Here is a 25,155-nt window from a genome sequence, read left to right on the forward strand (position 1 = left end):
CGGGATGACCGGCCGGAGATCGTTTCCGCTGGTCGGATTAGGTTCACCTAAGTGACACAGGGCACCGCACGGTGATCCGGACGCCGCTTGCCCGGGTGTGTGGAATTACGCAACAATGGCGTTGTGAAAAACGTCGGAGAGGCTCGGGAGACCCCCACGGGGACCCCGCAGGAAGAGCTCGCGACCGGGGAGCGCTCGACGCGCAACCGGGTCGCGCGGTCGATCCTGGACCACGGCCCCTCGACGGTCGCCGAACTCGCGGGCCGGCTGGGACTCACCCAGGCGGCCGTCCGGCGTCACCTGGACGCGCTCGTCGCGGACGACGTCGTGGAGGCGCGCGAGCAGCGGGTGTACGGCACGCGCACGCGCGGGCGCCCCGCCAAGGTCTTCGCGCTCACCGACTGCGGCCGGGACGCCTTCGACCAGTCCTACGACAAGCTCGCGGCCGACGCGCTGCGCTGGATCGCCGAGCGGGAGGGCGGCCAGGAGGCGGTCGGCGCCTTCGCCCGCGCCCGGCTCGCCGCGCAGGCGAGCGCGTACCGCAAGGCGATCGAGGCCGTGACACCCGACAAACGCGCCGAAGCGCTGGCCAAGGCCCTGAGCGCGGACGGGTACGCTGCTACGGCGCGCAGCGCACCGGTCGGCGAGCAGCTCTGCCAGCACCACTGCCCGGTCGCCCACGTCGCGGAGCAGTTCCCGCAGCTGTGCGAGGCGGAGACGGAGATCTTCGCCGAGCTTCTGGGTACCCACGTCCAGCGGCTGGCGACCATCGCGCACGGCGACGGCGTGTGCACGACGTTCATTCCCAAGACATCCACTGACGCACCTGCAAGCACGGCCGGGAGGAACCCCGCATGACGCTCCCCACGGAGACTGCCCACCCCGAACTCGAGGGCCTGGGCAAGTACGAATACGGCTGGGCCGACTCCGACGTGGCCGGCGCCTCTGCGAAGCGCGGTCTGAACGAGGACGTGGTCCGGGACATCTCGGCGAAGAAGAGCGAGCCGGAGTGGATGACCAAGCTCCGCCTCAAGGGCCTGCGCCTGTTCGAGAAGAAGCCCATGCCGAACTGGGGCTCGGACCTGTCGGGCATCGACTTCGACAACATCAAGTACTTCGTGCGCTCCACGGAGAAGCAGGCGGAGTCCTGGGAGGACCTGCCCGAGGACATCAAGAACACGTACGACAAGCTCGGCATCCCGGAGGCGGAGAAGCAGCGCCTCGTGGCCGGTGTCGCGGCCCAGTACGAGTCGGAGGTCGTCTACCACCAGATCCGCGAGGACCTGGAGGAGCAGGGCGTCATCTTCCTCGACACCGACACCGCGCTGAAGGAGCACCCGGAGCTCTTCAAGGAGTACTTCGGCACCGTCATCCCGGTCGGTGACAACAAGTTCGCGTCGCTGAACAGCGCCGTGTGGTCGGGCGGCTCCTTCATCTACGTGCCGCCGGGCGTGCACGTCGAGATCCCGCTCCAGGCCTACTTCCGTATCAACACGGAGAACATGGGCCAGTTCGAGCGGACCCTGATCATCGTCGACGAGGGCGCCTACGTGCACTACGTCGAGGGCTGCACCGCGCCGATCTACAAGAGCGACTCGCTCCACTCCGCGGTCGTCGAGATCATCGTCAAGAAGAACGCCCGCTGCCGCTACACGACCATCCAGAACTGGTCGAACAACGTCTACAACCTGGTCACCAAGCGCGCCGTGGCCTACGAGGGCGCGACCATGGAGTGGATCGACGGCAACATCGGCTCCAAGGTGACGATGAAGTACCCGGCCGTCTACCTGATGGGCGAGCACGCCAAGGGCGAGACCCTGTCCATCGCCTTCGCGGGCGAGGGCCAGCACCAGGACGCCGGCTCCAAGATGGTCCACATGGCGCCGAACACCTCCTCCAACATCGTCTCCAAGTCCGTGGCGCGCGGCGGCGGCCGCACCTCCTACCGCGGTCTGGTCGAGATCGGCGAGGGCGCCGCCGGATCGAAGTCCAACGTGCTCTGCGACGCGCTGCTGGTCGACACCATCTCCCGCTCCGACACGTACCCCTACGTGGACGTCCGCGAGGACGACGTGTCCATGGGCCACGAGGCGACGGTCTCCAAGGTCTCCGAGGACCAGCTCTTCTACCTGATGAGCCGCGGCCTGAGCGAGTTCGAGGCGATGGCGATGATCGTGCGCGGCTTCGTCGAGCCGATCGCCAAGGAGCTGCCCATGGAGTACGCCCTCGAGCTCAACCGGCTGATCGAGCTGCAGATGGAAGGCGCGGTCGGCTGAGGCCGCCCCGGACAGCAGCCAGCAATTTCTGACGTAGGAAGAGAGCAGACCGACAGCCATGGCTGAGGCTCAGAACTCCCCCACCCTCAACTCCGTTCGGGCGGGGGGACCCCCACCCGCAGGCTCCACCACCGCGGGCCAGATCGCGGTGGCCGCCGAGTCGACCGTCGCCACCCGCATGAGCGCGCCCCCGTCCTTCGACGTGGCGGACTTCCCCGTCCCCCACGGCCGCGAGGAGGAGTGGCGGTTCACGCCGCTGGAGCGGCTGCGCGGGCTGCACGACGGCACCGCGGTCGCCACCGGCGACGGCGTGAAGGTGGACGTCCAGGCCCCCGAGGGCGTGACCGTCGAGACCGTCGGCCGCGACGACGCCCGGATCGGCAGGGCCGGCACTCCGGTGGACCGTGTCGCCGCGCAGGCCTACTCGGCGTTCGAGAAGGCCGGCGTGGTCACCGTCCCCAAGGAGACGGTCCTCACCGAGCCGATCCGCATCGCCGTGCACGGCGAGGGCGGGGTCGCCTACGGCCACCAGGTCGTCGAGCTGGGAGCCTTCGCCGAGGCCGTCGTCGTCATCGACCACACCGGTGACGCCGTGCTCGCCGCCAACGTCGACTACGTCCTGGGCGACGGCGCCAAGCTGACCGTCGTGTCCGTCCAGGACTGGGACGACAAGGCCGTCCACGTCGGCCAGCACAACGCGCTGATCGGCCGGGACGCCACCTTCAAGTCCTTCGTGGTCACCTTCGGCGGCGACCTCGTGCGCCTGCACCCGCGCGTCGCGTACGCCGGCACCGGCGGCGAGGCCGAGCTGTTCGGCCTGTACTTCACCGACGCCGGCCAGCACCAGGAGCACCGCCTCCTCGTCGACCACAACACCCCGCACTGCAAGTCCAACGTCGCCTACAAGGGCGCGCTCCAGGGCGAGGCCGCGCACGCGGTCTGGATCGGCGACGTGCTCATCGAGGCCAAGGCCGAGGGCACGGACACCTACGAGATGAACCGCAACCTGGTCCTCACGGACGGCGCGCGCGTCGACTCGGTGCCGAACCTGGAGATCGAGACCGGCGAGATCGTCGGCGCCGGCCACGCCTCCGCCACCGGCCGCTTCGACGACGAGCAGCTCTTCTACCTGATGGCCCGCGGCATCCCGGAGCACGAGGCCCGCCGCCTGGTGGTCCGCGGCTTCTTCGCCGAGCTGGTCCAGCAGATCGGTGTCGCCGACATCCAGGAGCGCCTGCTCGCCAAGATCGACCAGGAGCTGGAGGCGGCGGTCGCATGAGCGACGCATTCGTCCGTGTCTGTTCGCTGAGCGAGCTGGAGGAGGACACCCCGAAGCGGGTGGAACTCGACGGCACGCCGATGTCGCTCGTCAGGACGGAGGGAGAGGTGTTCGCCATCCACGACATCTGCTCCCACGCGAACGTCTCGCTGGCCGAGGGCGAGGTCGACGACTGCCACATCGAGTGCTGGCTGCACGGCTCGCGCTTCGACCTCCGCTCCGGCAAGCCCGACAGCCTTCCCGCGACGCGCCCCGTTCCCGTTTACCCCGTAAAGATCGAAGGGGACGACGTGCTCGTCTCCCTCACCCAGGAGTCCTGAGGCACCCATGGCAACGCTTGAAATCCGAGACCTGCACGTCACCGTCGAGGCCGACAACGCCACGAAGGAGATCCTCAAGGGCGTCGACCTGACCGTGAAGCAGGGCGAGACGCACGCCATCATGGGCCCCAACGGCTCCGGCAAGTCGACCCTCGCCTACTCCCTCGCGGGTCACCCGAAGTACACGATCACCAGCGGCACCGTCACTCTCGACGGCGAGGACGTCCTGGAGATGTCCGTCGACGAGCGCGCCCGCGCGGGCCTGTTCCTGGCGATGCAGTACCCGGTCGAGGTCCCCGGCGTCTCGGTCTCCAACTTCCTGCGCACCTCCGCCACCGCCATCCGCGGCGAGGCCCCCAAGCTGCGCACCTGGGTGAAGGAGGTCAAGGAGACCATGGAGCGCCTCCACATGGACCCGTCCTTCGCCGAGCGCAACGTCAACGAGGGCTTCTCCGGCGGTGAGAAGAAGCGCCACGAGATCCTCCAGCTCGAGCTGCTCAAGCCGAAGGTCGCGATCCTCGACGAGACCGACTCCGGCCTGGACGTCGACGCGCTCCGCATCGTCTCCGAGGGCGTCAACCGCGTCCGCGAGACCGGCGAGACCGGCACCCTGCTGATCACGCACTACACGCGCATCCTGCGCTACATCAAGCCCGACCACGTCCACGTGTTCGCCGGCGGCCGCATCGTCGAGTCCGGCGGCCCCGAGCTCGCGGACAAGCTGGAGAACGAGGGCTACGAGGCATACGTGAAGGGTGGCGCATCCGCGTGACACAGCTGCCGGGCCTCCTCGACACCGAGGCGCTCCGCAAGGACTTCCCCATCCTGGACCGCGTGGTCCACGACGGCAGGAAGCTCGTGTACCTGGACAACGCGGCGACGTCGCAGACCCCGCGCCAGGTGCTCGACGTGATCTCCGAGTACTACGAACAGCACAACGCCAACGTCCACCGCGGCGTGCACGTGCTCGCCGAGGAGGCCACGGCGCTGTACGAGGGCGCGCGTGACAAGGTCGCGGAGTTCATCAACGCGCCCAGCCGCGACGAGGTGATCTTCACCAAGAACGCCTCCGAGTCCCTCAACCTCGTGGCCAACATGCTCGGCTGGGCCGACGAGCCCTACCGGGTGGACCACGAGACCGAGATCGTCATCACGGAGATGGAGCACCACTCCAACATCGTGCCGTGGCAGCTGCTCGCGCAGCGCACGGGCGCGAAGCTGAAGTGGTTCGGCCTGACCGACGACGGCCGGCTCGACCTGTCGAACATCGACGAGGTCATCACGGAGAAGACGAAGATCGTCTCCTTCGTGCTGGTGTCCAACATCCTGGGCACCCTCAACCCGGTCGAGGCGATCGTGCGCCGCGCCCAGGAGGTGGGCGCGCTGGTCTGCGTCGACGCCTCCCAGGCCGCCCCCCACATGCCGCTGGACGTGCAGGCCCTGCAGGCCGACTTCGTGGCCTTCACCGGCCACAAGATGTGCGGCCCGACCGGCATCGGCGTCCTGTGGGGCCGCCAGGAGCTGCTGGAGGACCTGCCTCCGTTCCTCGGCGGCGGCGAGATGATCGAGACCGTGTCGATGCACTCCTCGACGTACGCCCCGGCGCCCCACAAGTTCGAGGCGGGCACCCCGCCGATCTCGCAGGCGATCGGTCTGGGCGCGGCCATCGACTACCTGAACGCGATCGGCATGGACAAGATCCTCGCCCACGAGCACGCCCTCACCGAGTACGCGGTGAAGCGGCTGGCGGAGGTCCCCGACCTCAGGATCATCGGCCCCACCACGGCCGAGGACCGGGGCGCGGCGATCTCGTTCACGCTCGGCGACATCCACCCGCACGACGTGGGCCAGGTGCTCGACGAGCAGGGCATCGCCGTCCGCGTCGGCCACCACTGCGCGCGCCCCGTCTGCCTGCGGTACGGAATTCCCGCGACCACGCGAGCGTCGTTCTATCTGTACTCCACGCCGGCCGAGATCGACGCACTGGTCGAGGGGCTGGAGCACGTACGGAACTTCTTCGGATGAGGGGCTGAGGCGTGAAGCTGGACTCCATGTACCAGGAAGTCATCCTGGACCACTACAAGAACCCGCACGGGCGGGGCTTGCGGGACGGCGACGCCGAGGTGCACCACGTCAACCCGACGTGCGGCGACGAGATCACCCTCCGCGTGAAGTACGACGGCACGACGATCGAGGACGTCAGCTACGAGGGCCAGGGCTGCTCCATCAGCCAGGCCAGCGCCTCGGTCCTCAACGAGCTGCTGGTCGGCAAGGACCTGGCCGACGCGCAGAAGATCCAGGAGACCTTCCTGGAGCTGATGCAGTCCAAGGGCCGGATCGAGCCGGACGACGCGATGGAGGAGGTGCTGGAGGACGCGGTCGCGTTCGCCGGCGTCTCCAAGTACCCCGCGCGGGTCAAGTGCGCCCTCCTGAGCTGGATGGCGTGGAAGGACGCGACGGCCCAGGCGCTGGGTGGCGCCGAAGCCGAAAGGAAGACGGCATGACCGACACCGTTGAGATGAAGCCGGCCTCCGAGGAGGAGCTCCGCGAGGCCCTCATGGACGTCGTCGACCCCGAGCTGGGCATCGACGTCGTCAACCTCGGCCTGATCTACGGCATCCACGTCGACGACGCCAACATCGCGACCGTCGACATGACCCTGACCTCGGCGGCCTGCCCGCTGACGGACGTCATCGAGGACCAGGCCAAGTCCGCCACCGACGGCCTGGTCAGCGAGCTGCGCATCAACTGGGTCTGGATGCCGCCGTGGGGTCCCGACAAGATCACCGACGACGGGCGCGAGCAGCTGAGGGCGCTCGGCTTCAACGTCTGACTCCCGCTTCCGACATCTTCGTCGCAGAGCCCGCGAAGGGGCCACGGCCGCGTGCCGTGGCCCCTTCGGCGTCCTAGGGGCCCGCGGGCCGTTCAGCCGAGCCCGTCCACCAGCCGGAACGCCGAGTCGGCCCGGTACAGGTCCGTGTTCTGGTACGGGTCGAGCTTCAGCTGGAAGTTCTGGTGCCGCAGGAAGCGGCCGGGGTAGTTGACGGACTCCAGCATGACGGCGCCGGAGAAGGCGGACGCACGGGGGCAGAAGGTGGCGTCCTGCTCGAACAGGCGGGAGCCGTCGTCGCGTTCGGCGCGCAGCAGGAAGTCCCGGTGGCGCAGGTAGCCGCCGTCGGCCGTGGCGAAGGAGTAACAGCTCGCGTCGCCCAGGCCCTCGACGAGCGTGAAGGTGGCGGCGCGGCGGTCCGGGGAGGAGCCGACCGGGTCGAGCCGCACGAAGTCGCCGGCGATGTGCCAGTAGCGGTCCGGGTAGTTCACGGAGCGGACGGACCGCGTGCCGGCGGCGGGCCCGGCGGGGGAGTGGGTCGAACTGCCTTGCCCGCCGGGGGCCTTGGTGGCGTCGGACCGGGGCGAGGGGGATCGGTGGGCGGCCGGGGAGGACGGGGCCTGGGACGTCGCCGAGGGGACGGCCTTTTGGCCCTCCGGGGAGGCGGAGGTACCGGCCGAGGGGGAGTTGAAGGAGAGCAGGCCCGGCCCGCTGTCCGTGGCGGCTCCACCGGCGGCCGGGGGCGCCTCTTCCCGCGAGGTCCTGCCGTTCACGGCCATCGCCGTCACACAGGCGGCGACCGTGGCCAGGGCCAGCGCGCCGGCCAGCCAGAGTCTTCGGGTGCCGGGGGCCCGGGAGGCGTCCGGGGCCCAGCCGTTCTCCCACGGCTGCTGCGGCGAGTGGGGGGTGTTGTCGGGCATGCGCGGTTCTCCACCGCCACCGCTGCGGCAGCCGGGGCGTGAGGGTCAGTGGGGGATCAGTGGGGAAGGTGTGAAGCAATGGTGGTGCCGAGGGCTGCACCCTAGTGGAGCCGGCGGGCCGCCGGGAGGCGTTTCAGTGAGCGGTTTCCATGGCGTCGCGATCTTCTCCCGCCGCCGGCCCGGACACACTCGGACAGTGCGGGACGCAGCAGACGCCGACCGGCAGATGAGACGCGCGTCTGCCGGTTCGCCCCCTCGGGCGTCCGCACGTTAGGTTGCCCCCATGACCGACTCCACTGCTACCCGCACCACCGGCGCCGTCGCCGCCGGCCTCGCCACGATCGCCTCCGACGGCACCGTTCTCGACACCTGGTTCCCCGCCCCCGAGCTGGTCGCCGAGCCGGGCCCGGCCGGCACCGAGCGGCTGACCGGCGAGCAGGCCGCCCAGCTGCTCGGCGGCGGCGCGACCGCGGCGGCCGGCCCGGACGCCCGCCGGGGTGTCGAGGTGGTCGCGGTCCGCACGGTCATCGCCTCGCTGGACGAGAAGCCGCTCGACGCGCACGACGTCTACCTGCGCCTGCACCTGCTCTCGCACCGTCTGGTCAGGCCGCACGGCCAGAGCCTGGACGGCATCTTCGGGCATCTCGCCAACGTCGCCTGGACCTCGCTCGGCCCGGTGGCCGTGGACGACATCGAGAAGGTGCGGCTGAACGCCCGCGCCGAGGGCCTGCACCTCCAGGTCACCTCGATCGACAAGTTCCCGCGCATGACCGACTACGTCGCCCCGAAGGGCGTGCGCATCGCCGACGCCGACCGGGTGCGCCTCGGCGCCCACCTCGCCGAGGGCACCACGGTGATGCACGAGGGCTTCGTCAACTTCAACGCCGGCACGCTCGGCACCTCCATGGTCGAGGGCCGCATCTCCGCCGGTGTCGTGGTCGGCGACGGCTCGGACATCGGCGGCGGCGCCTCCACCATGGGCACGCTGTCCGGCGGCGGCAACGTGATCATCTCGATCGGCGAGCGCTGCCTGATCGGCGCCGAGGCGGGCGTCGGCATCGCGCTCGGCGACGAGTGCGTGGTCGAGGCCGGCCTCTACGTCACCGCGGGCACCCGCGTGACCATGCCCGACGGCCAGATCGTCAAGGCCCGCGAGCTGAACGGCGCCTCCAACATCCTCTTCCGCCGCAACTCGGTCACCGGCGCCGTCGAGGCCCGCCCGAACAACGCGGTCTGGGGCGGCCTGAACGACATCCTGCACAGCCACAACTGACGCACCGCCTCCGCGAGCGCCCCTCACCCTTTGTGCGGGGCGCTCCGTCATGCGGCCGGACCGGCCGCGAACTCCCGCAGCACCGCGAAGTCGGCCTCCCGCAGCCCGCGCCGCGGGTCGGCGTGGTGGAGCAGCGCCGGGCCGGGATGGCGCTCGCCCACGTACACCGTGTCCGCCGGGCCCTGCTCGTCGTCCACCCACGCGAACGGCCGGCCGGCGGCGTGGGCCACGATCACCTCCGTCTTCCGGTGCACCCCGTCCGGCCGCTCGGCGAACAGGGCGGTGCCGAAGTCCACGTACGGCAGCTCGGGCAGGCCGACGACCGGGCCGATCCAGCGGTTGGCGTCCGCCGTCCAGGTCGTCGCCCGGCACAGGTCGTGGCCGAGGCCGAGCAGCGCCGGGCCGTGGACCGGATTCAGCCAGACCCGCAGCGGACGGCGGGAGTGCGCGGGAACCCGGATCGTCGTCCACCCCTCCGGCCGCCGCTCCGGCTTCGCCGCGTACGGGTCGAGGGGACCGTCGACGTCCAGGAACAGCAGCGGGCGGCTCACGAGGCCACCGTACGGCAGGGGTCGTGGCTCCCTCCCCGGGATCACGGCGACGAGTTCCACCGGCGGCTGGTCCTCGCCGCCATCGGCAGCAGGAAGGCCCAGCCGCTCAGCGGTTCCCGCACCCCCGGGAACGACACCCGGGGGCCGCTGGGAGCCGCTGTTCACGACCCGCTGACCAGCTCCTCGTACAGCGCCCGCAGCCCGCCGGCCGTCTCCCGGCCGGCGGGCAGCAGCGGCGGGCGCACCGGGCCCGCGGGCAGGCCCAGCTCGGACAGGAGCGCCTTCGCGGTGACCGTGCCGGGCAGCCCCGCGCCCGTCATCGCCTCGATCAACGCGGTGGCGCGCAGCTGGAGTCGGCTCGCGTGGGCCGTGTCGCCCGCGTCGAACGCGTCGAGGACGGCCGCGAACGTGCCCGGCACGGCGTTCGCCACCGTGCTCACGCACCCCGCCGCGCCCACCGCGTACAGCGCGAGGACGTGCTCGTCGCAGCCCGCGTAGTACGCCAACTCCGTGCGCGCCAGCACCTTCTGGGTGCCGAGGAAGTCGTAGGAGCAGTCCTTGACCGCCACGATCCGCGGGTGTTCGGCGAGCCGGAGCATGGTGTCCGGCTCGATCCGGGTGCCGGTGCGGCCCGGGATGTCGTAGAGCATCAGCGGCAGGCCGCTCGCGTCGGCGACCTGGCGGAAGTGCGCCTCCACCGCCTCCTGCGGCGGCCTGCTGTAGTACGGCGTCACCACCAGCACCCCGTCCGCGCCGGCCTTCCCGGCCGCGAGCGCCTGCTCGATCGTGTGGCGGGTGTCGGCGGTGCCGACGCCCGCCACCAGGGGGACGCGGTCGCCCACCGCCTCCCGCACCGCCGAGACCAGCCGCGCCTTCTCCGCGTCGGTGGTGGTCGGCGACTCGCCCGTGGTGCCGTTCAGCACCAGCCCGTCGCAGCCCCCGGCCACCAGCCGCTCGGCCAGCCGCCGGGCGCCCTCCAGGTCGAGCGTGCCCGCGTCGGTGAACGGGGTGATCATCGCGCAGAGGGTGCGGCCGAACGGCCCGGGTCGGTTCGTCATGGCAGTAGTCTCGCCACGACGACGGTGAAGCTCTACTTAATTCTTCTACCCAATATGCATAAGCATCGCTGAGAAGTGCCGGGCCGGCCGACGGTCCTGTGTCCAACTCGGCCCTTCATGGGTCACTATGGGCACGGACGGTCAAGTTCACGTCGGTCATGGGAGGCACCATGAAGCTCGGCAAGGCACTGGCCACCGGAGTGGCCGAGGAACGGCCGCTCGTCCACGAGGAGGAGTCGCGGCTCCCCGAGGAGATCATCCGTACGGAGCCGGCCGAACCGGCCCGTGAAGAGGTCCCCGCGGCCCGATGAGGCTGCGGCTCCCGGCGGAACGGCCGACGGAGCCGCCGACCGGATACAAGATCGCCCACCCGGTGCTGTCCCCGGACGGCACCCGGGCCGGGTTCACCGGTGTGTCCCTGGGCGGCGCGCTGCCGTACGGCGTGCTCGACGACGCCTCCTGCGTCTACGGCCGCCGGCACCGCCCGCCCGCCCGGCTGTGCGACTGCGGCTTCCACTGCGTGCACGGCCGCCGGGCCGCCGAGGACCTGCTGTGCACGGCCGAGCACCGGTCCGCCGTCCTGCTCGAGGTCCGCGTGCTGGGCGCCTACATCCGCTTCGAACGCGGCTTCCGCTACGCCCGGCAGCGCGTGCGCACGATGACCGCCGGCCCCTGCGCCTGCGGCGCCACGGCCGCCGCGCTGGCCGACGCCGGCTGGGGCCGGCCCGGCTGGCGGGCCCTCGCGCCCGCCTGCGCGGGCTGCGTGGGGGCGCGTACGTCCGTCTCGCTCGCGGGGTTCGCCCGGCTGGCCGGGGAGGGACTGCGGGTCGTCGGGACGGGCGGCGTCAGGCCTGCGCCCTGCGGCGACTTGGCGCCCGGCGGTGAGGCGGGCGTGCCCGAACTCGTCGCGGAGGCAGCCCTGTTGCAGGCCCGCCTCGACTGGTTCCAGACCCAACTCGCCCGCCTGGGCGAGCGCGGCGCCGGGGGAGCGGAGCAGGGCTAAGGATGTCGGGCCTGGGTACCCGGACATTCCCGCACAGAGAGGAGGCGGAGCACCGTGACCGTGACCCCCCAGGCACGGCCCGCCGTCGACGGTCACCCCACCACGGGGGAGCTCGTCGGCCGGGCCACCGAACAGCTTTCCCGGCTCCTGCGGCAGGAGGTCGCCCTCGCCAAGGTGGAGCTGGCCGAGAAGGGACGCCGTGCCGGACGGGGCGGCGGCCTCCTCGGCGCCGCGGGCGCCCTCGGGTACGTCGGCCTGATCGTCCTGGCCGGCGCCGCCACCGCGGCCCTCTCCCTCGTGCTGCCCGTGTGGGCGGCGGCGCTCGTCGTCGCCGCGGTGTTCTTCGCCGTGGCCGCCGTGCTCGCCGCGATCGGACGCGGTCAGCTGCGCCGCGCCACGCCGCCCGCACCCGAGCAGGCGCTCGGCAGCGTCCGGGCGGATGTCGACGAGATCAGGGAAAGGGCACATCGATGACGCACAGGAACCCCCACGGCTCGGGCGCCAAGGGGCCCGACGAACTGCGGCACCAGATCGAGCAGACCAGGCACCAGCTGGGCGACACCGTCGCCCAGCTCGTCGAGAAGACCGACATCAAGGGCCGGGCCCGGGCCCGGGTCGCCGACCTGCGGGACAAGGCCGGCGCCATGACCGTGCAGCTGCGCTCCAGCGCGGCGCAGGCCGGGCACGGCGCCCAGGGCAGGGCGGCCGGCGCGCGGCACGCCCTGCAGGGCCGGGCGGCCCAGGCGGGACACGCCGTCCAGGGCGCGGCGGCCCGTGCCGGGCACGCGGTCGAGGGCCGGGCTGCCCAGGCCGGGCACACCGTGCAGGGGGCGGGGCAGGCCGTCGAGCGGCACACGCCGCAGCCCGTACGCTCCGCCGCGCAGGCCGTGGGCCGGCTCCCGCGCCCGGTGCTGATCGCGACCGCCGCCGGGGCGGTGCTCGTCACGGTGGGCCTGCTGCGCCGCCGGCACCACTGACCCCCGGCCGGGCCCGCCCGGCCGCTCGGGACTGGCTGGACGGTGTTCAGCCAGTCCCGACGCATCCGACGAGGTTCACGGGCGGAAGCGCAGCACCTGCGGGTCGTGGTCGCTGATCTGGTCCCTGAACTCCGAGTTGATGTGCACGCTGTCGTACTCGAAGTCGCAGCCGCGCCGGATCGCCGGGCTGATCAGGATCTGGTCCAGGACCTGCTGGTTGCCCTGGTAGTCGTAGGTGTACCGCTCACCGCGGGGCAGCGACTTGATCGCCGACCACAGCTCGCCGTCGCCCTCGAGGATCTTCGCGGTCCCGGAGAACTCGAAGTCGTTCATGTCGCCGAGCGCGATCACGTCCGCGTTCTTCTGGACGGCGAGGATGTCCTTGACGAACGCGTTCACCGCGGTCGCCTGCGCGTGGCGCTGGATCTCCGAACTGCGCGCCGGCGGCTGGTACTGCGAGGTCAGGCCCTGGTCGCCGCCCTTGGACGCCAGGTGGTTGCCGATCACGAAGACGGTCCTGCCGCGGAAGACGAACTCGCCGGCCAGCGGCTTGCGGCTGTGCTCCCAGGCCGCGTTCGCCGGGTCGATCCGGCCCGGGGAGAGGGTCAGTTCGGCCTTGCCGTGCTCCTTGACGACACCGACCGCGGTGGTGGAGTCGCCGCCCGCGCGGTCCACGAAGGACACCCGCTCCGGGTTGAACAGGAACACCTGGCGGATGTTGCCGCCCGGCTCGCCGCCGTCCTGGTCGTTGACCGGGTCGATCGAGCGCCAGTCGTACTTCGGGCCGCCCGCCGCGACGATCGCGTCGATCAGCTTGTTCACGGTCACGCTCGCGTCGACCGTGCCGTCGTCCTTGGCGCCGTTGTCGTCCTGGATCTCCTCCAGGGAGACGATGTCCGGCGACTGCAGGTTGTTCACGATCGCGGCGGCGTGCGCGTCGAACGTGCCGTCCGACGGGTCGAGGTTCTCGACGTTGTAGGTCGCCACCGCCAGCTCGCGGCCCGACTGCTTCCGGGTCGTCTCGCGCTCCAGGCCGCCGTCCTCCAGCGTGCCGAGCTTGCTCGCGACCAGGGTGTAGCCGCCGAACTGGTTGTAGTCCAGCGGGCCGGTGGTGGTGCCCTCCAGCGTGTCGCCGACGTTCGCCTTCGGGAAGTCGGCGGTCGAGCCCAGCGACTCGATCTGCAGCCGGCCGGTGTTCTGGGAGTCGTAGGAGCCGTAGACCGTGCCCCCGCGGCGATTGCGGTGCTCCCACGGCTTCACCGTGACCCACAGCTCGCTGTACGGGTTGGTGGCGGTGACCACCCGGGTGTCGGCGACCTGGACGTTCATGCCCTCCAGGGACTCGTAGTAGTCCAGGGCGTACGCCGACGGCTCCAGCGGCAGGCCGTTGATCGAGCCGTTCGCGGCGGTGTCGCCGTCCGGGGTGTACGCGTCCGGCACCGAGTCCGCGTCGACGACGACCGGCGCCGGGACGGCGTTGCCGGTCGAGACGGTGGTGACCACCGGCTTGGTGATCTCCGTCACCGACTGGTTGCCGGAGGAGGTGCCGCCCGGGACGTACTCCGAGACCGTGCCGCTCACCGTGACCGCGTCGCCGACCGCGACCTTCGGCGTGGAGCCGGTGAAGACGAACACGCCCTCGCTGGTCGCGGGGTTGTCGTCCGGGTCCGGGTCCTGCAGCCAGAACCCCTTGGAGGAGCCGTAGGTCCGCGTGGCCGTGACGATGCCGGGCACGTCCGCGACCTTCTGGCCCGCGAACGGCGATATCCGGGTGGTGCCCTGGATGTCGTGGACGCGCACCGAGTCGGCGTGCGCGGGGGAGGTGAGGACGACGGCCGACGCGGCGGAACAGACGGCGGCGACGGTGAGCGCGGCGAGACGCGCGGAAGACCTGCTCGGCAAGGAAATCCCTCCGGGGACGAACGTGAGCGCCGGGACGAGGGTGGAACGGGAGCGTGCCGGGCCGGTGGCCCTGCGTGACACGCATAGAGCCGAGTGAACAGTTGTCCCCCCAACTTCTACGCGCGTCAATCTCGTGCCTGGCGGCGGGAGTTGTCAAGGTTTCGGCCATGTACGGATCCCGGCCGGGAGATGAACCGGGCGGCATGGGTGGAAATCCGTCTAGGCTGAGCGGCTGAGCCCTTTCACGCTCCGAGGAGAACCAGCCGATGTCAGACAGCTCCCCCCTGCCGCCCGTACGGCTGCACCCCGAACCGGAGCTGGCGCGCGCCGCACTGTCCACGCCGGTGCTCTCCCGGGCCGCCCTGCTCGCACGCTGGGCCGGGCCCGGGACCCGTGTCGACGCCGGGGGCGGCCTCGTCGAGGAGCAGCTGCCGGCCGCCGCCGAACTGCTCGGCCTGAGCGGGGACGACGCCGCCGCCGACGCCAGTGCGGCCTGGCGCGTCGCCCTGGACGCCGGACTGGTGGAGATCGTGGACGAGGACGCCGGGACCGTGGCGTCCGGCGAGGACCTCGCGCTGCTCACCGGTGGCTCCCCGCACGACGTGCTCACCGTGTGGCTCTCCGCCCTGGAGACCGTCGTCGCCGACGCGACCGTGCCCGACCTCGACGGCCTGGCCGAGGCCCTGGAGCAGGGCGGCGAGGTCGATTTCTCGTCACTCGACTGGGACCCGCAGGCCGAGGCCGATTTCCTCGACGGCGTCCTCGGCAACCTCTACCTGCTGACCGTCAGTGAGGACGGCCCCGCCGGCGGCCCCGTCCCGCTGCCCGCCCTGGCCGCCTCCGTGCTCGTCCCGGGCGACATGGCCGAGCCCACCAACGACGTCCTGCAGCAGGTCTCCGACGCGATGATGCGCCTGGACGACCAGTTCCGGATGCTGGAGCCGATCGGGCTCGTGGAGTACGAGCCGGTCGACGAGGCGCTGATGGCCGACGCGGACGAGGAGCCGGCGGCGCCGGTGGACGACACCGACGTCTCCCGCTACGGCATGGTCCGGCTGACCCCGCTCGGCGCCTACGGGCTGCGGGCGCGGCTGCTGGAGGCCGGCTTCCAGGCGCCCGCCGTCGGCGAACTCGCGGACAAGGGCGCGGACGTGCTCCTCGACGCCACCGCGCGCTTCGGGCAGGCCGCCGCCCGCGCCGAGACCGAGCAGTGGCTCGTCCGGCGCGAACCCCTGTCGGCGGCACGGGAGTTGCTGGCCGCGGCCCGCGGCGCGGACGCCGGGGCGCCGCTGCGCAGGCTGCGCTGCCAGCAGGCCCTGTCCCTGGTCGGCCCCGAGGCGGAGCCCGCCCTGCGGGAGGTGCTGGACGACCCCGAGCTGGGCGGCCTCGCCCGTGTGTGGCTGAGCGAGCGGGGCGCCCTGGAGGTGCCCGCGCCGTCACCCGACCTGGTCTTCTGGCTGACCATCGACACGGTGGCCGCCCAGCTGGCCGCCGAGGGCAACTCGGACGAGCTCCAGTCGCTGGTGGAGGGCCTGGCCGAACAGCACAGCGGCTTCTTCGCGGCCGCCTGGCGGGTGGAGCACCCGGCGACGGCGGACGTGCTCGAGGCGATGGGACGCCTGCACCCGGACAAGAAGGTGGCCAAGGAGGCCCGCAAGGCCGCGTTCAAGGCACGGTCGCAGCAGGCGGGTTGAGCCCGCGGCGGTGAGCCGCCCGGAGGGCGAGCCCGAGTCCGTCAGTGCCGGCCGAAGCGCCCGTCCCGGCGCCGTCCGCCCGAGCGGCACGGCGCGGCGCTTTGGCCGGGCATGGGGTGGCGCATACGGATTCATGGAACAGGGGCCCGTGCGGTAGCCCGGAGTTCAACTTCTGTTCAGCGGTGGGCGGGAGCGTGAGCGGCGATCGAGGTCCGCCACCCTCCACGGCACGCCCACCGTCACAGGAGATTCCATGTCGCTCACCCGCAGGGACTTCGCCAGGACATCCGCGATCACCGGGGCCGGGGTCGCACTGGCGGGCAGCGTCGGCGCCCTCGCCAGTGCTCCGGGTGCCCTCGCCGCCACGGAGACCGACGGCACGGACACCGCGTCGGCCCACGGGCACCACGGCGTCGGCTACGGCCCCCTGCTCCCCGACCCCGACGGCATCCTCGCCCTTCCGGCCGGTTTCACCTACCGGGTCATCACCCACAGCGGCCGGACCACGCTGGAGTCGGGCGAGCCCACCCCGTCGAACCACGACGGCACCGCCGCCTTCCCCGGCCCCCGCGGCGCCACGCTCCTGGTCAACAACCACGAGCTGAAGGGCCCGCGCACCGACTGGGCGTACCCCGTACCGCTCACCGAGGGGCTCGTCTACGACCCCGCCGCCTCCGGTGGCTGCACGGTGGTCGAGGTGCGCCGCGACCACGTCGCCGAGTGGGTCGGCATCGCCGGCACGTCCACCAACTGCGCGGGCGGCAGCACCCCGTGGGGCACCTGGCTGACCTGCGAGGAGACCGAGGACAAGGCCGGCCAGCACGGCATGACCAAGGACCACGGCTACGTCTTCGAGGTCGACCCCGCAGACCGCCGCGCCAACCGCGACCCCCGGCCCGTCAAGGCCCTCGGCCGCTACACACACGAGGCCGTCGTCGTCGACCCCCGGCGCGGCCACCTCTACCTCACCGAGGACGCCTCCGGCCCCAACGGCCTCCTCTACCGCTGGACCCCGCCGGCCGGCTTCCGCCACGGCCGCGGCCGGCTGCGCACCCTCGCCGACGACGCGGGCGTCCTCCAGGCCTTCCGCTGCTTCGACTCCGGCGGCCGGTTCGTCGACGACCTCTCCCGTGCCACCAGGACCGGCACGGTGTACGGCGTGGACTGGGTGGACGTCCCCGACCGCGACGCCAGGACCTCCTCCGTCCGCAAGCAGTTCACCGACGGCCAGGTCACCCGCGCCCGCAAGCTGGAGGGCATGTGGTGGGGCGACGGCGGCGCCTACGTCGTCTCCTCCTACGCCCGTGCCGAGAGCCCGGTGCAGCACGACGGCCAGGTCTGGTTCTACGACCCGGCGCGCCGCACCCTGACCCTCAAGGTCCTGCTCGGCGTCAACCCGGACCCGTCCGCCGACGGCGCCTTCGACGGCCCGGACAACATCACCGTCTCCCCGTACGGCGGCCTGGTCGTCGCCGAGGACGGCGAGGGCGTCCAGCACCTGTTCGGCGCCACCGACGGCGGCCGCACCTACCCGATCGCCCGCAACGAACTGAACATCGGCACCGCCGAGGCCCCCGAGTACAGCGAGTTCACCGGCGTCACCTTCTCGCCCGACGGGAAGACCCTGTTCGCCAACATCCAGGAGCCGGGCGTCATGCTCGCCATTACCGGGCCCTGGAAGCGCCAGAAGCGGTGATTTAATTCGCTCGCCCGTCCCGCGGACCGCCTCCTAGAGTGATGCACGTCCAGGTGCGAAGGCAGGACCTACTTCCACTCATAATGGGGCGGCCGCGGGTTCGAGTCCCGCCACCGGCACCACGCGCCGGTGTAGCTCAGGGGTCAGAGCACCACACGTCGGTTCCGCCGGCCTCGATCTCTGGACACCACAACTTCATCGCACCTCCCGGTGCGCGGGCCGCGGCTACTTCTTTCCTCAAGAATCCCCTGCCGCAGCCGACTTGATCTCGGGAGGCGCAGCAGAAGGTGGGTGCCCGGTGCGCAGGCAGCGGATACTTCAGGGACGTGGTTCCTGGGAACAGGAATGCGGGTTCGAATCCCGTCACCGGCTCTGGGCCGGTGTGGCGGAAAGGGAAGACGCGCCAGGTTGTAGTCCCGTCGCCGACCCCTGATCTCGGGCACCTTCCCCTTGCCGCGCCTCTCTCCGAAAAAGCGACGAATTCGGGGGAATTCACCATGGCGCGATTCAACACGCGTACCGTGAAGGCGCGGCCCGTGTCGGCGGTGACGTCGACCGGCCGCATCCTGCGCACCTACGAGGGCGGCCGGGGCCAGGAGCGCGACGCGCGCTCCGAGCTCTTCCTGCTCGCGGTGTCCAACCTCGTCTCGCAGCAGACCTTCTACGAGAGCGGCGGCGAGCGCGACGACCGGTTCGCCGGGCTCGTCCGCGGCCTCGCCGTCACCGACCCGTCCTGGACGGCCGGACTGCTCGGCTGGCTGCGCGGCGAGGGCAACATGCGGACCGCCTCGCTCGTGGGCGCCGCCGAGTACGTGCACGCCCGGCTGGCCGCCGGCGCGACCGACGGCCCGTCGAACCGGCAGGTCGTGGCCTCCGTGCTGCGGCGGCCCGACGAGCCCGGCGAGCTGCTCGCCTACTGGACCGCGACCTACGGCCGCGCCGTCCCCAAGCCGGTCAAGCGGGGGATCGCCGACGCCGTACGGCGGCTCTACCACGCCAAGTCGCTGCTCAAGTACGACACCGCGTCCAAGGGGTACCGCTTCGGCGACGTCCTCAACCTGGTGCACGCGGCCCCGGACCCGGACAAGCCGTGGCAGGGCGAGCTGTTCCGGTACGCGCTGGACCGGCGGCACAACCCGGACACCGCGCTGCCGCCCGCGTCGAGCCCGCTGCTCGCCGCGCACCGCGAGCTGATGGCGCTGCCCGTCGCCGAGCGGCGGGGGGTCGTCACCTCGCCCGGCGGTGCCGAGCGGCTCGCGGCGGCCGGCCTCACCTGGGAGGCGCTGGCCGGCTGGCTCCAGGGGCCGATGGACAAGGCGGCCTGGGAGGCGGTCATCCCGTCCATGGGGGCGATGGCGCTCGTCCGCAACCTGCGGAACTTCGACGAGGCGGGGGTCTGCGACGAGGTCGCCGCGCAGGTCGCGGCCCGGATCAGCGATCCGGCGGAGGTGGCGCGGTCGCGGCAGTTCCCCTTCCGGTACCTCGCCGCCTACCAGCACGCGCCGTCGCTGCGCTGGTCCTACCCGCTGGAGCGGGCGCTCGGCCACTCGCTGGCCAACGTGCCCGCGCTGCCGGGCCGGACGCTGGTGCTCGTCGACCGCTCGGGCTCGATGTTCTACTCCCGCCTGTCCGACCGCTCGGAGCTCACCCGGGCCGACGCGGCGGCGATCTTCGGTACGGCGCTCGCGCTGCGGGCGGCGGACGCGGACCTCGTCGAGTTCGGTACGACGAGCAAGCGGCTGTCCTTCGAGCGGGGCGAGTCGGTGCTGAAGATCCTCGGCCGCTTCGGCGACCTGGGCGGCACCGACACCACCTCGGCGATCCGCGCGCACTACCGGGGGCAGGACCGGGTGCTGATCGTCACCGACGAGCAGTACACGCACCACCGGCACGGCGACCCGACCCGGCAGGTCCCGGCGCACGTCCCGGTCTACACCTGGAACCTGGCCGGCTACCGGGCGGGCCACGGCCCGTCCGGCACGGCGGACCGGCACACCTTCGGCGGCCTGTCGGACGCGGCCTTCCGGATGGTGCCGCTCCTGGAGGCGGCCCGGGACGCCCGCTGGCCGTGGGAGGCCTGAACCACGGCCGGTCCCGATCGTGGCCCGCACCGCAAACGGGGGATGCGGGCCACACCTCTTCCCCCGCGCGGCACTGACATCTAACATTTCAGTCTATGGAGGCCCTGCGACCCGTCCCCCGCACCCTGCTGCGCGACCGTGCCTACGCGGCGATCCGCGACGCCATCGTGGCCGGCGAGATCGAGCCGGGCGCGGTGGTGCGCGACGCCGACCTCGCCGAGCGGCTCGGGCTGTCCCGGGCGCCGGTGCGCGAGGCGTTCGCCCGGCTCGTGGACGAGGGGCTGCTGGAGAGCAAGCCGCAGAGCTACACCCGGGTCACCCCGCTCCTCGCCGCCGACGTGCGCGACGCGGCGGCCGTGGTCGGCGCGATGCACGAACTGGTCACCCGGATCGCCGTGCCCCGGCTGCGGGAGGCGGACCTGGCGGCGATGCGCGCGGCCAACGAGCGGTTCGCCGCGGCCGTGCGCGCCGGTGACGTGGACGAGGCCCTCCGCGCCGACGACGACCTGCACGACGTGCTGGTGGCGGCGGCCGGGAACCGGGCGGCCGCCGCCACCGCGGCCCGCTACACCCCGCTCATCCGCCGTCTGGAGCGGCAGCGCTTCGGCGAGGGCGGATCCTGCCGCTCGGCAGGACTGCACGAACGGCTGATCGAGGCCTGCGCCGGCGGTGACGTGGCCGGCGCGGTCGCCGTCACCGCGGAGATCTGGCGCACGCTCACGGCCCTGGCCGACCCCGACTGACCGACCCTGGAGGCCCCGTGTCCCTGCCCGAGTCCCTGTCGTCCCACGCCCGCTACCCCCTCCTGTTCGGACCTTCCCCGGTCCACCCCCTGGAGCGGCTGACCGCCCACCTCGGGGGTGCCTCGCTGTGGGCGAAGCGGGAGGACTGCAACTCCCCGATCGCCTACGGCGGGAACAAGACCCGCAAGCTGGAGTACCTGGTCGCCGACGCCCTCGCCCAGGGCTGCGACACGCTCGTGTCGATCGGCGGCGTGCAGTCCAACCACACCCGCCAGGTCGCCGCCGTCGCCGCCCGCGCCGGACTGAAGTGCGTGCTGGTGCAGGAGAGCTGGGTGGAGTGGCCGGACTCCGTCTACGACAAGGTGGGCAACATCCTGATCAGCCGGCTCGCCGGGGCCGAGGTGCGGCTCGTGCGGGCCGGGTTCGGGATCGGGTTCAAGGAGAGCTGGGAGCAGGCGCTGCGGGACGTCGAGACGGCGGGCGGGAAGCCGTACGCCATCCCGGCCGGCGCCTCCGACCACCCCCTCGGCGGCCTCGGGTTCGCCCGCTGGGCGCACGAAGTCGCCGAGCAGGAAAGGGAACTGGGCGTCTTCTTCGACACCGTCGTCGTCTGCTCGGTGACCGGGTCCACTCAGGCCGGCATGGCCGCCGGCTTCCGCGCGCTGGAGGAGGCCGGCGGCCGGCCCCGCCGCGTCCTCGGCGTCGACGCCTCCGCCGAGCCCACCCGGACCCGCGAGCAGATCGCCCGCATCGCCCGGGCGACGGCCCGGCTCATCGGAGTGCGGGGGGAGGTGGACGTCGAACTGGACGAGCGCTACCACGCCGGGACGTACGGCATCCCCGACGAGGCCACCCTGGAGGCGATGCGGCTGGCCGCCCGCACCGAGGGCATGGTCACCGACCCGGTGTACGAGGGGAAGTCGATGGCCGCTCTCGTCGACCTCGTCCGCCGCGGCGAGATCGGCAAGGACTCCACCGTCCTCTACGCCCACCTCGGCGGCCAGCCCGCGCTGAACGCGTACAGCGCGCTGTTCTAGGCCCGCCGCCCAGGCGGTCTGCGGCCGCCCCTGAGCACGGTGGCCGCCACCAGCAACGCGGCCACCGCGATCAGCGCGCCCGCCCCGAACGCGCGGGACGCCCCGTGGGTGAGGATCTCGTCCGGTGTCCCGGTGGCGTGCCGGGTCGCCGTGCCGTAGACCGTGACCAGGGCGGACAGTCCCACCGTGCCGCCCAGCCACTGCAGCGTCTGCAGCAGGCCGGAGGCGGCGCCCGCCTCGCGCGGTTCGACGGCGGCCAGGATCACCGCGTTCAGCGGCATGAAACTCAGTCCCATCCCCAGGCCCACGAGCAGCAGCGGGCCGAGCAGCCCGGTGGCGTAGCCGTCACCGGGCCGCAGCCACCACAGCAGGCCGGTCCCCGTGGCGGCCAGCGCGATGCCGGTCAGCAGCACCGGCTTGGTCCCGAACCGGGCCAGCAGGCGCGGCACCAGCCGTACGGTCGTGAACATCACCAGGGTCAGCGGCAGGAAGGCGAGGCCGGCGCGCAACGGGCTGTAGCGCAGCACCTGCTGGCAGAACAGGGTGAGGAAGTAGAAGGCGCCGAACATGCCCGCGGGCAGCAGCAGGATGGCCGCGTAACCGCCCGCGCGGTCGCGGTCGGCGAACAGGCGCAGCGGCATCACCGGCTGGTCCGCCCGGGACTCGGCCAGCAGGAAGGCGGTCAGCAGCACGGCCGCCGCGGTGAAGGCCAGCAGGGCCCGGGTGTCGCTCCAGCCCGCCTGGGAGACCCGGATGAACGCGTACACCAGCGACCCCGTGCCGGCCGTCCCGGTGAGCGCGCCCGGCAGGTCGAAGCGGCCCGCGTGGCGCGGGGTCTCGGCGACGAAGCGGGGCAGGGCGAGGACGAGGGCGACGCCGATGGGCACGTTGACGAGCAGCGCCCAGCGCCAGGACGCCCAGGTGGTGAGCGCGCCGCCGAGGAGCAGGCCGACGGAACCGCCGATGCCCGCCGTCGAGGAGTAGACGCTCAGCGCGCGGTGGCGGCGCGGGCCCGCGGGGAACCCGGCGGTGATCAGGGCGAGGGTGCTCGGGGCGATCAGCGCGGCGCCCACGCCCTGGAGCGCGCGGGCGGCCAGCAGCAGGCCGCCGCCGGTGGCGCTCCCGCCGAGCAGGGAGGACAGGGCGAACAGCAGGACGCCCGCGGTCAGGGTGCGGCGGCGGCCGAGGACGTCGCCGACCCGTCCCCCGAGCAGCAGCAGGCCGCCGAAGGCGAGGGTGTAGGCGTTGAGGACCCAGGACAGGCCGGTGCGGCTGAAGCCGAGACCGCGCTGGATGTCCGGCAGCGCGACGTTGACGACGGTGGAGTCGACGCCGACCATCAGGTAGGCGGTGACGACGACGAGGAGGGTGGTGCCGAGCCGCGCGGCCGGTGCGGGCGGAGACGGCTGCGTGGTGGCGGACGGCGCGGGCGGGGTGGACATGAGGGTCTCCCGGTCTGGGCGTCCCCGGGCACGCGCGTTCACGGGCAGGGCGAACTGCCGGCGAAGCACGACGAACGGAAAAGCGGGGACTGTCTCCGTTTAGTGCTCGATAAGATACGGAGACAGTCCCCGGTTCGCAAGGAGTTACTGGATGGCCCAGAGCAGGCCCATGCGCGCGGACGCCCGGCGCAACTACGACCGGTTGCTGGCGGCGGCGACGGAAGCCTTCGCCGAGCAGGGGGAGAACGCGTCGCTCGACGACATCGCCAAGCGGGCGGGCGTCGGCTCCGGCACGCTCTACCGGCACTTCCCGACGCGGCTGGCGCTGCTGGAGGCGGCTTACGTGGACCGCATCGAGGCGCTCGGGGCGCGGGCCGACGAACTGGCGGAGGAACTGCCGCCGGGCGAGGCACTGACGGAGTGGCTGTACGAGCTGGGCGTCGCCACGATCCGGATGCGGGGGATGAAGGCCCTGCTGGGCTCGGCGGTCGCGGACGGCAGCTCGGCCGCCCTGACGGCGTGCGGTACGGCGATGAAGGGCGCGGCGGCCCGGCTGGTGGAGGCGGCCCAGGCGGAGGGCACGCTCCGGGCCGACCTCGAACCGGTGGAGCTGCTGAGGCTCGGGCACGGCGTGACGACGGCGTCGGAGCTGGCGAACGGGCAGGGCCGGGAGCTGCGCCGGTATCTGACGCTGCTGACGGAGGGGCTCCGGCCGGCCGGGTGAGGTCCCGCTCGCGAGGACGGCCGCCGGCCCCTCGGGGCCGGCGGCCGTCCTGCGCAGGACGGGTGCGGCTACAGGGCCCTGGCCCCCGGTTCCACCATGTTCCGTACCGTGCGGGCCTTCACGAACTCGCCCAGGGCCGTCATCTCCCACTCCCCGGAGAACTGGCGGATCAGCTTGGCCATCATCACACCCGTCTGCGGCTCGGCGTTGGTGAGGTCGAAGCGGACCAGCTCCTCACCCGTGGCCGCGTCCAGCAGCCGGCAGTAGGCCTTGGCGACCTCGGTGAACTTCTGGCCGGAGAAGGAGTTGACCGTGAAGACCAGGCCGGTGACCTCCTGGGGGAGCCGGCCGAGGTCGACGGTGATCGCCTCGTCGTCGCCCGCGCCCTCCCCGGTGAGGTTGTCACCGGAGTGCTGGACCGCGCCCTTGAGGATCTTCAGCCTGCCGAAGTAGCAGCTGTCGAGGTGGTTGCGCTGCGGCCCGTAGGCGATCACCGAGGCGTCCAGGTCGATGTCCCTGCCGCGGTACGCGGGCTCCCAGCCGAGGCCCATCCGCACCTGGGACAGCAGCGGGCGGCCGCCCTTGACCAGGGACACCGTCTGGTTCTTCTGGAGACTGACCCGGCCCTTGTCCAGGTTGATCTTCCCGGCGCCGGGCGCCGGCGCCGGCGGGGCGGCCGGGGCCGGCGGCACCGCCTGCTGCGGCTGGGCGGGCGGTGCGGCCGGAGCGGGCGGTGCGACGGGGGGAGCAGGCGGAGCGGCGGCCGGGGCGGCCGCGGCGGCGGCCGGTTCCTCCACCGTCACCCCGAAGTCCGTCGCGATGCCGGCCAGCCCGTCGGCGTACCCCTGGCCGACGGCGCGGGCCTTCCAGGCGCCGTTCCTGCGGTAGATCTCCACGACCACCAGAGCCGTCTCGGTGCCGAGCCGCGGCGGCGTGAACGTGGCCAGCACGGCCCCGCCGTCCGCGTCACGCACGGTGGCCGTCGGCTCGATGCCCTGGAAGGTCTGGCCGGCCGCGTCCGGGCTGGCGGTGACCACGATCTTCTCGATCTCCGGCGGCACCGCGGCGGTGTCGACGGTGACCGCGTCGGGCGCGGCGCCGCCGCCGGACGTGTAGCTCACGCCCGGCCCGCTGGGCTGGTTGTAGAAGATGAAGTCGGCGTCGGAGCGCACCTTGCCGTCGGCGGCGAGCAGCAGGCCCGACACGTCGAGCCGCACCGGTGCGGCGACGTCCACCGTCACTCGGGCGACCGACAGAGGGATGTTCGAGCCAGGGGTCATAGCTGTCATGCCGGGTGAACGAACGACATCACTTTGCCGTTCCCTTACCGACGCGGTGCCCCCCGATCG

Annotated in this window: 25 protein-coding genes; 19 read left to right on the forward strand and 6 right to left on the reverse strand. The window is 72.4% G+C overall.

Annotation, left to right across the window (positions count from 1 at the left end; translation table 11 throughout):
- Positions 1–123 precede the first annotated feature (123 nt).
- Genes AQJ66_RS30560 through AQJ66_RS30595 form a run of 8 tightly spaced genes read left to right on the forward strand, consistent with a single transcriptional unit; the run spans position 124 to position 6,708 of the window.
- Entirely contained in the window at positions 124–858 is a 735-nt protein-coding gene (locus tag AQJ66_RS30560; protein ID WP_061928417.1) for a helix-turn-helix transcriptional regulator, read from the forward strand.
- Positions 855–2,276 carry a Fe-S cluster assembly protein SufB gene (gene sufB / locus AQJ66_RS30565; RefSeq protein ID WP_061928419.1) on the forward strand — a complete coding sequence of 474 codons (1,422 nt, stop codon included), beginning with the start codon at positions 855–857 and terminating at the stop codon, positions 2,274–2,276. Before AQJ66_RS30560 ends, sufB begins: the two co-directional genes overlap by 4 nt.
- A gap of 58 nt (positions 2,277–2,334) precedes the next feature.
- Positions 2,335–3,555 carry a Fe-S cluster assembly protein SufD gene (sufD, locus tag AQJ66_RS30570; RefSeq protein ID WP_061928421.1) on the forward strand — a complete coding sequence of 407 codons (1,221 nt, stop codon included), beginning with the start codon at positions 2,335–2,337 and terminating at the stop codon, positions 3,553–3,555.
- Positions 3,552–3,875, forward strand: a complete 324-nt coding sequence (locus AQJ66_RS30575) for a non-heme iron oxygenase ferredoxin subunit (protein ID WP_061928423.1) — start codon at positions 3,552–3,554, stop codon at positions 3,873–3,875. Before sufD ends, AQJ66_RS30575 begins: the two co-directional genes overlap by 4 nt.
- A gap of 7 nt (positions 3,876–3,882) precedes the next feature.
- On the forward strand, positions 3,883–4,647 hold the full coding sequence (gene sufC, locus AQJ66_RS30580) for a Fe-S cluster assembly ATPase SufC (protein WP_061928425.1): 765 nt from the start codon (positions 3,883–3,885) through the stop codon (positions 4,645–4,647).
- Positions 4,644–5,900, forward strand: coding sequence for a cysteine desulfurase (locus AQJ66_RS30585; protein ID WP_061928426.1), 1,257 nt, complete (start codon positions 4,644–4,646; stop codon positions 5,898–5,900). Before sufC ends, AQJ66_RS30585 begins: the two co-directional genes overlap by 4 nt.
- An 11-nt stretch (positions 5,901–5,911) precedes the next feature.
- A complete protein-coding gene (gene sufU, locus AQJ66_RS30590) occupies positions 5,912–6,379 on the forward strand; it encodes a Fe-S cluster assembly sulfur transfer protein SufU (protein WP_061928427.1) in 468 nt (155 codons plus the stop codon).
- Complete coding sequence (locus tag AQJ66_RS30595; protein WP_061928429.1) at positions 6,376–6,708, forward strand: metal-sulfur cluster assembly factor; 333 nt, start codon at positions 6,376–6,378, stop codon at positions 6,706–6,708. Before sufU ends, AQJ66_RS30595 begins: the two co-directional genes overlap by 4 nt.
- A 92-nt stretch (positions 6,709–6,800) precedes the next feature.
- Here AQJ66_RS30595 and AQJ66_RS30600 read toward each other — a convergent pair whose 3' ends face one another.
- The gene (locus AQJ66_RS30600) at positions 6,801–7,625 is read right to left on the reverse strand and encodes an AbfB domain-containing protein (RefSeq protein WP_061928431.1); all 825 of its coding nucleotides are present in this window, start codon (positions 7,623–7,625) and stop codon (positions 6,801–6,803) included.
- A 283-nt stretch (positions 7,626–7,908) separates the two neighbouring features.
- Here AQJ66_RS30600 and dapD point away from each other — a divergent pair, with 283 nt between their 5' ends.
- Entirely contained in the window at positions 7,909–8,898 is a 990-nt protein-coding gene (gene dapD, locus AQJ66_RS30605) for a 2,3,4,5-tetrahydropyridine-2,6-dicarboxylate N-succinyltransferase (protein ID WP_061928433.1), read from the forward strand.
- Positions 8,899–8,945: 47 nt separating this feature from the next.
- Here dapD and AQJ66_RS30610 read toward each other — a convergent pair whose 3' ends face one another.
- Positions 8,946–9,449: a hypothetical protein gene (locus tag AQJ66_RS30610; protein ID WP_079060532.1), complete on the reverse strand. Its 504-nt coding sequence runs from the start codon at positions 9,447–9,449 to the stop codon at positions 8,946–8,948.
- Between the two features lie 161 nt (positions 9,450–9,610).
- Entirely contained in the window at positions 9,611–10,507 is an 897-nt protein-coding gene (gene dapA, locus AQJ66_RS30615; protein ID WP_079060527.1) for a 4-hydroxy-tetrahydrodipicolinate synthase, read from the reverse strand.
- A 170-nt stretch (positions 10,508–10,677) separates the two neighbouring features.
- Here dapA and AQJ66_RS39555 point away from each other — a divergent pair, with 170 nt between their 5' ends.
- Genes AQJ66_RS39555 through AQJ66_RS30630 form a run of 4 tightly spaced genes read left to right on the forward strand, consistent with a single transcriptional unit; the run spans position 10,678 to position 12,487 of the window.
- On the forward strand, positions 10,678–10,818 hold the full coding sequence (locus tag AQJ66_RS39555) for a hypothetical protein (RefSeq protein ID WP_167359199.1): 141 nt from the start codon (positions 10,678–10,680) through the stop codon (positions 10,816–10,818).
- A complete protein-coding gene (locus AQJ66_RS30620) occupies positions 10,815–11,510 on the forward strand; it encodes a hypothetical protein (protein WP_061928435.1) in 696 nt (231 codons plus the stop codon). The genes AQJ66_RS39555 and AQJ66_RS30620 overlap by 4 nt, the downstream gene beginning before the upstream one ends.
- Before the next feature lie 54 nt (positions 11,511–11,564).
- Positions 11,565–11,984 carry a phage holin family protein gene (locus AQJ66_RS30625; protein WP_061928436.1) on the forward strand — a complete coding sequence of 140 codons (420 nt, stop codon included), beginning with the start codon at positions 11,565–11,567 and terminating at the stop codon, positions 11,982–11,984.
- Positions 11,981–12,487 carry a DUF3618 domain-containing protein gene (locus tag AQJ66_RS30630; RefSeq protein ID WP_061928438.1) on the forward strand — a complete coding sequence of 169 codons (507 nt, stop codon included), beginning with the start codon at positions 11,981–11,983 and terminating at the stop codon, positions 12,485–12,487. The genes AQJ66_RS30625 and AQJ66_RS30630 overlap by 4 nt, the downstream gene beginning before the upstream one ends.
- Before the next feature lie 75 nt (positions 12,488–12,562).
- On the opposite strand, the gene AQJ66_RS30635 is transcribed toward AQJ66_RS30630, so the two are convergent.
- Positions 12,563–14,389 carry an endonuclease/exonuclease/phosphatase family protein gene (locus tag AQJ66_RS30635; protein WP_061928439.1) on the reverse strand — a complete coding sequence of 609 codons (1,827 nt, stop codon included), beginning with the start codon at positions 14,387–14,389 and terminating at the stop codon, positions 12,563–12,565.
- 266 nt (positions 14,390–14,655) lie between these two features.
- Here AQJ66_RS30635 and AQJ66_RS30640 point away from each other — a divergent pair, with 266 nt between their 5' ends.
- The 5 genes from AQJ66_RS30640 to AQJ66_RS30660 all read left to right on the forward strand — a co-directional run bounded on the left by AQJ66_RS30640 (position 14,656) and on the right by AQJ66_RS30660 (position 21,640).
- Positions 14,656–16,083, forward strand: a complete 1,428-nt coding sequence (locus tag AQJ66_RS30640) for a hypothetical protein (RefSeq protein ID WP_061928441.1) — start codon at positions 14,656–14,658, stop codon at positions 16,081–16,083.
- A 253-nt stretch (positions 16,084–16,336) separates the two neighbouring features.
- Complete coding sequence (locus tag AQJ66_RS30645) at positions 16,337–17,779, forward strand: alkaline phosphatase PhoX (protein ID WP_061928443.1); 1,443 nt, start codon at positions 16,337–16,339, stop codon at positions 17,777–17,779.
- 497 nt (positions 17,780–18,276) lie between these two features.
- The gene (locus tag AQJ66_RS30650) at positions 18,277–19,860 is read left to right on the forward strand and encodes a TROVE domain-containing protein (protein ID WP_061928445.1); all 1,584 of its coding nucleotides are present in this window, start codon (positions 18,277–18,279) and stop codon (positions 19,858–19,860) included.
- Between the two features lie 95 nt (positions 19,861–19,955).
- On the forward strand, positions 19,956–20,603 hold the full coding sequence (locus AQJ66_RS30655) for a GntR family transcriptional regulator (protein WP_061928447.1): 648 nt from the start codon (positions 19,956–19,958) through the stop codon (positions 20,601–20,603).
- Between the two features lie 23 nt (positions 20,604–20,626).
- Positions 20,627–21,640 (forward strand): 1-aminocyclopropane-1-carboxylate deaminase, encoded by a 1,014-nt coding sequence (locus AQJ66_RS30660; protein ID WP_061928668.1) that lies wholly within the window; start codon positions 20,627–20,629, stop codon positions 21,638–21,640.
- Here AQJ66_RS30660 and AQJ66_RS30665 read toward each other — a convergent pair.
- Positions 21,637–23,082 carry an MFS transporter gene (locus tag AQJ66_RS30665; protein WP_061928448.1) on the reverse strand — a complete coding sequence of 482 codons (1,446 nt, stop codon included), beginning with the start codon at positions 23,080–23,082 and terminating at the stop codon, positions 21,637–21,639. The genes AQJ66_RS30660 and AQJ66_RS30665 overlap by 4 nt on opposite strands.
- 151 nt (positions 23,083–23,233) lie before the next feature.
- On the opposite strand from AQJ66_RS30665, the gene AQJ66_RS30670 reads away from it, so the two are divergent.
- Positions 23,234–23,806, forward strand: a complete 573-nt coding sequence (locus AQJ66_RS30670; RefSeq protein ID WP_061928450.1) for a TetR/AcrR family transcriptional regulator — start codon at positions 23,234–23,236, stop codon at positions 23,804–23,806.
- Between the two features lie 68 nt (positions 23,807–23,874).
- Here the strand turns inward: AQJ66_RS30670 and AQJ66_RS30675 are convergent, their stop codons facing one another.
- A complete protein-coding gene (locus AQJ66_RS30675; protein ID WP_061928452.1) occupies positions 23,875–25,086 on the reverse strand; it encodes a TerD family protein in 1,212 nt (403 codons plus the stop codon).
- Positions 25,087–25,155: the final 69 nt, after the last annotated feature.

The organism is Streptomyces bungoensis, assembly GCF_001514215.1.
Classification (GTDB): Bacteria; Actinomycetota; Actinomycetes; order Streptomycetales; family Streptomycetaceae; genus Streptomyces; species Streptomyces bungoensis.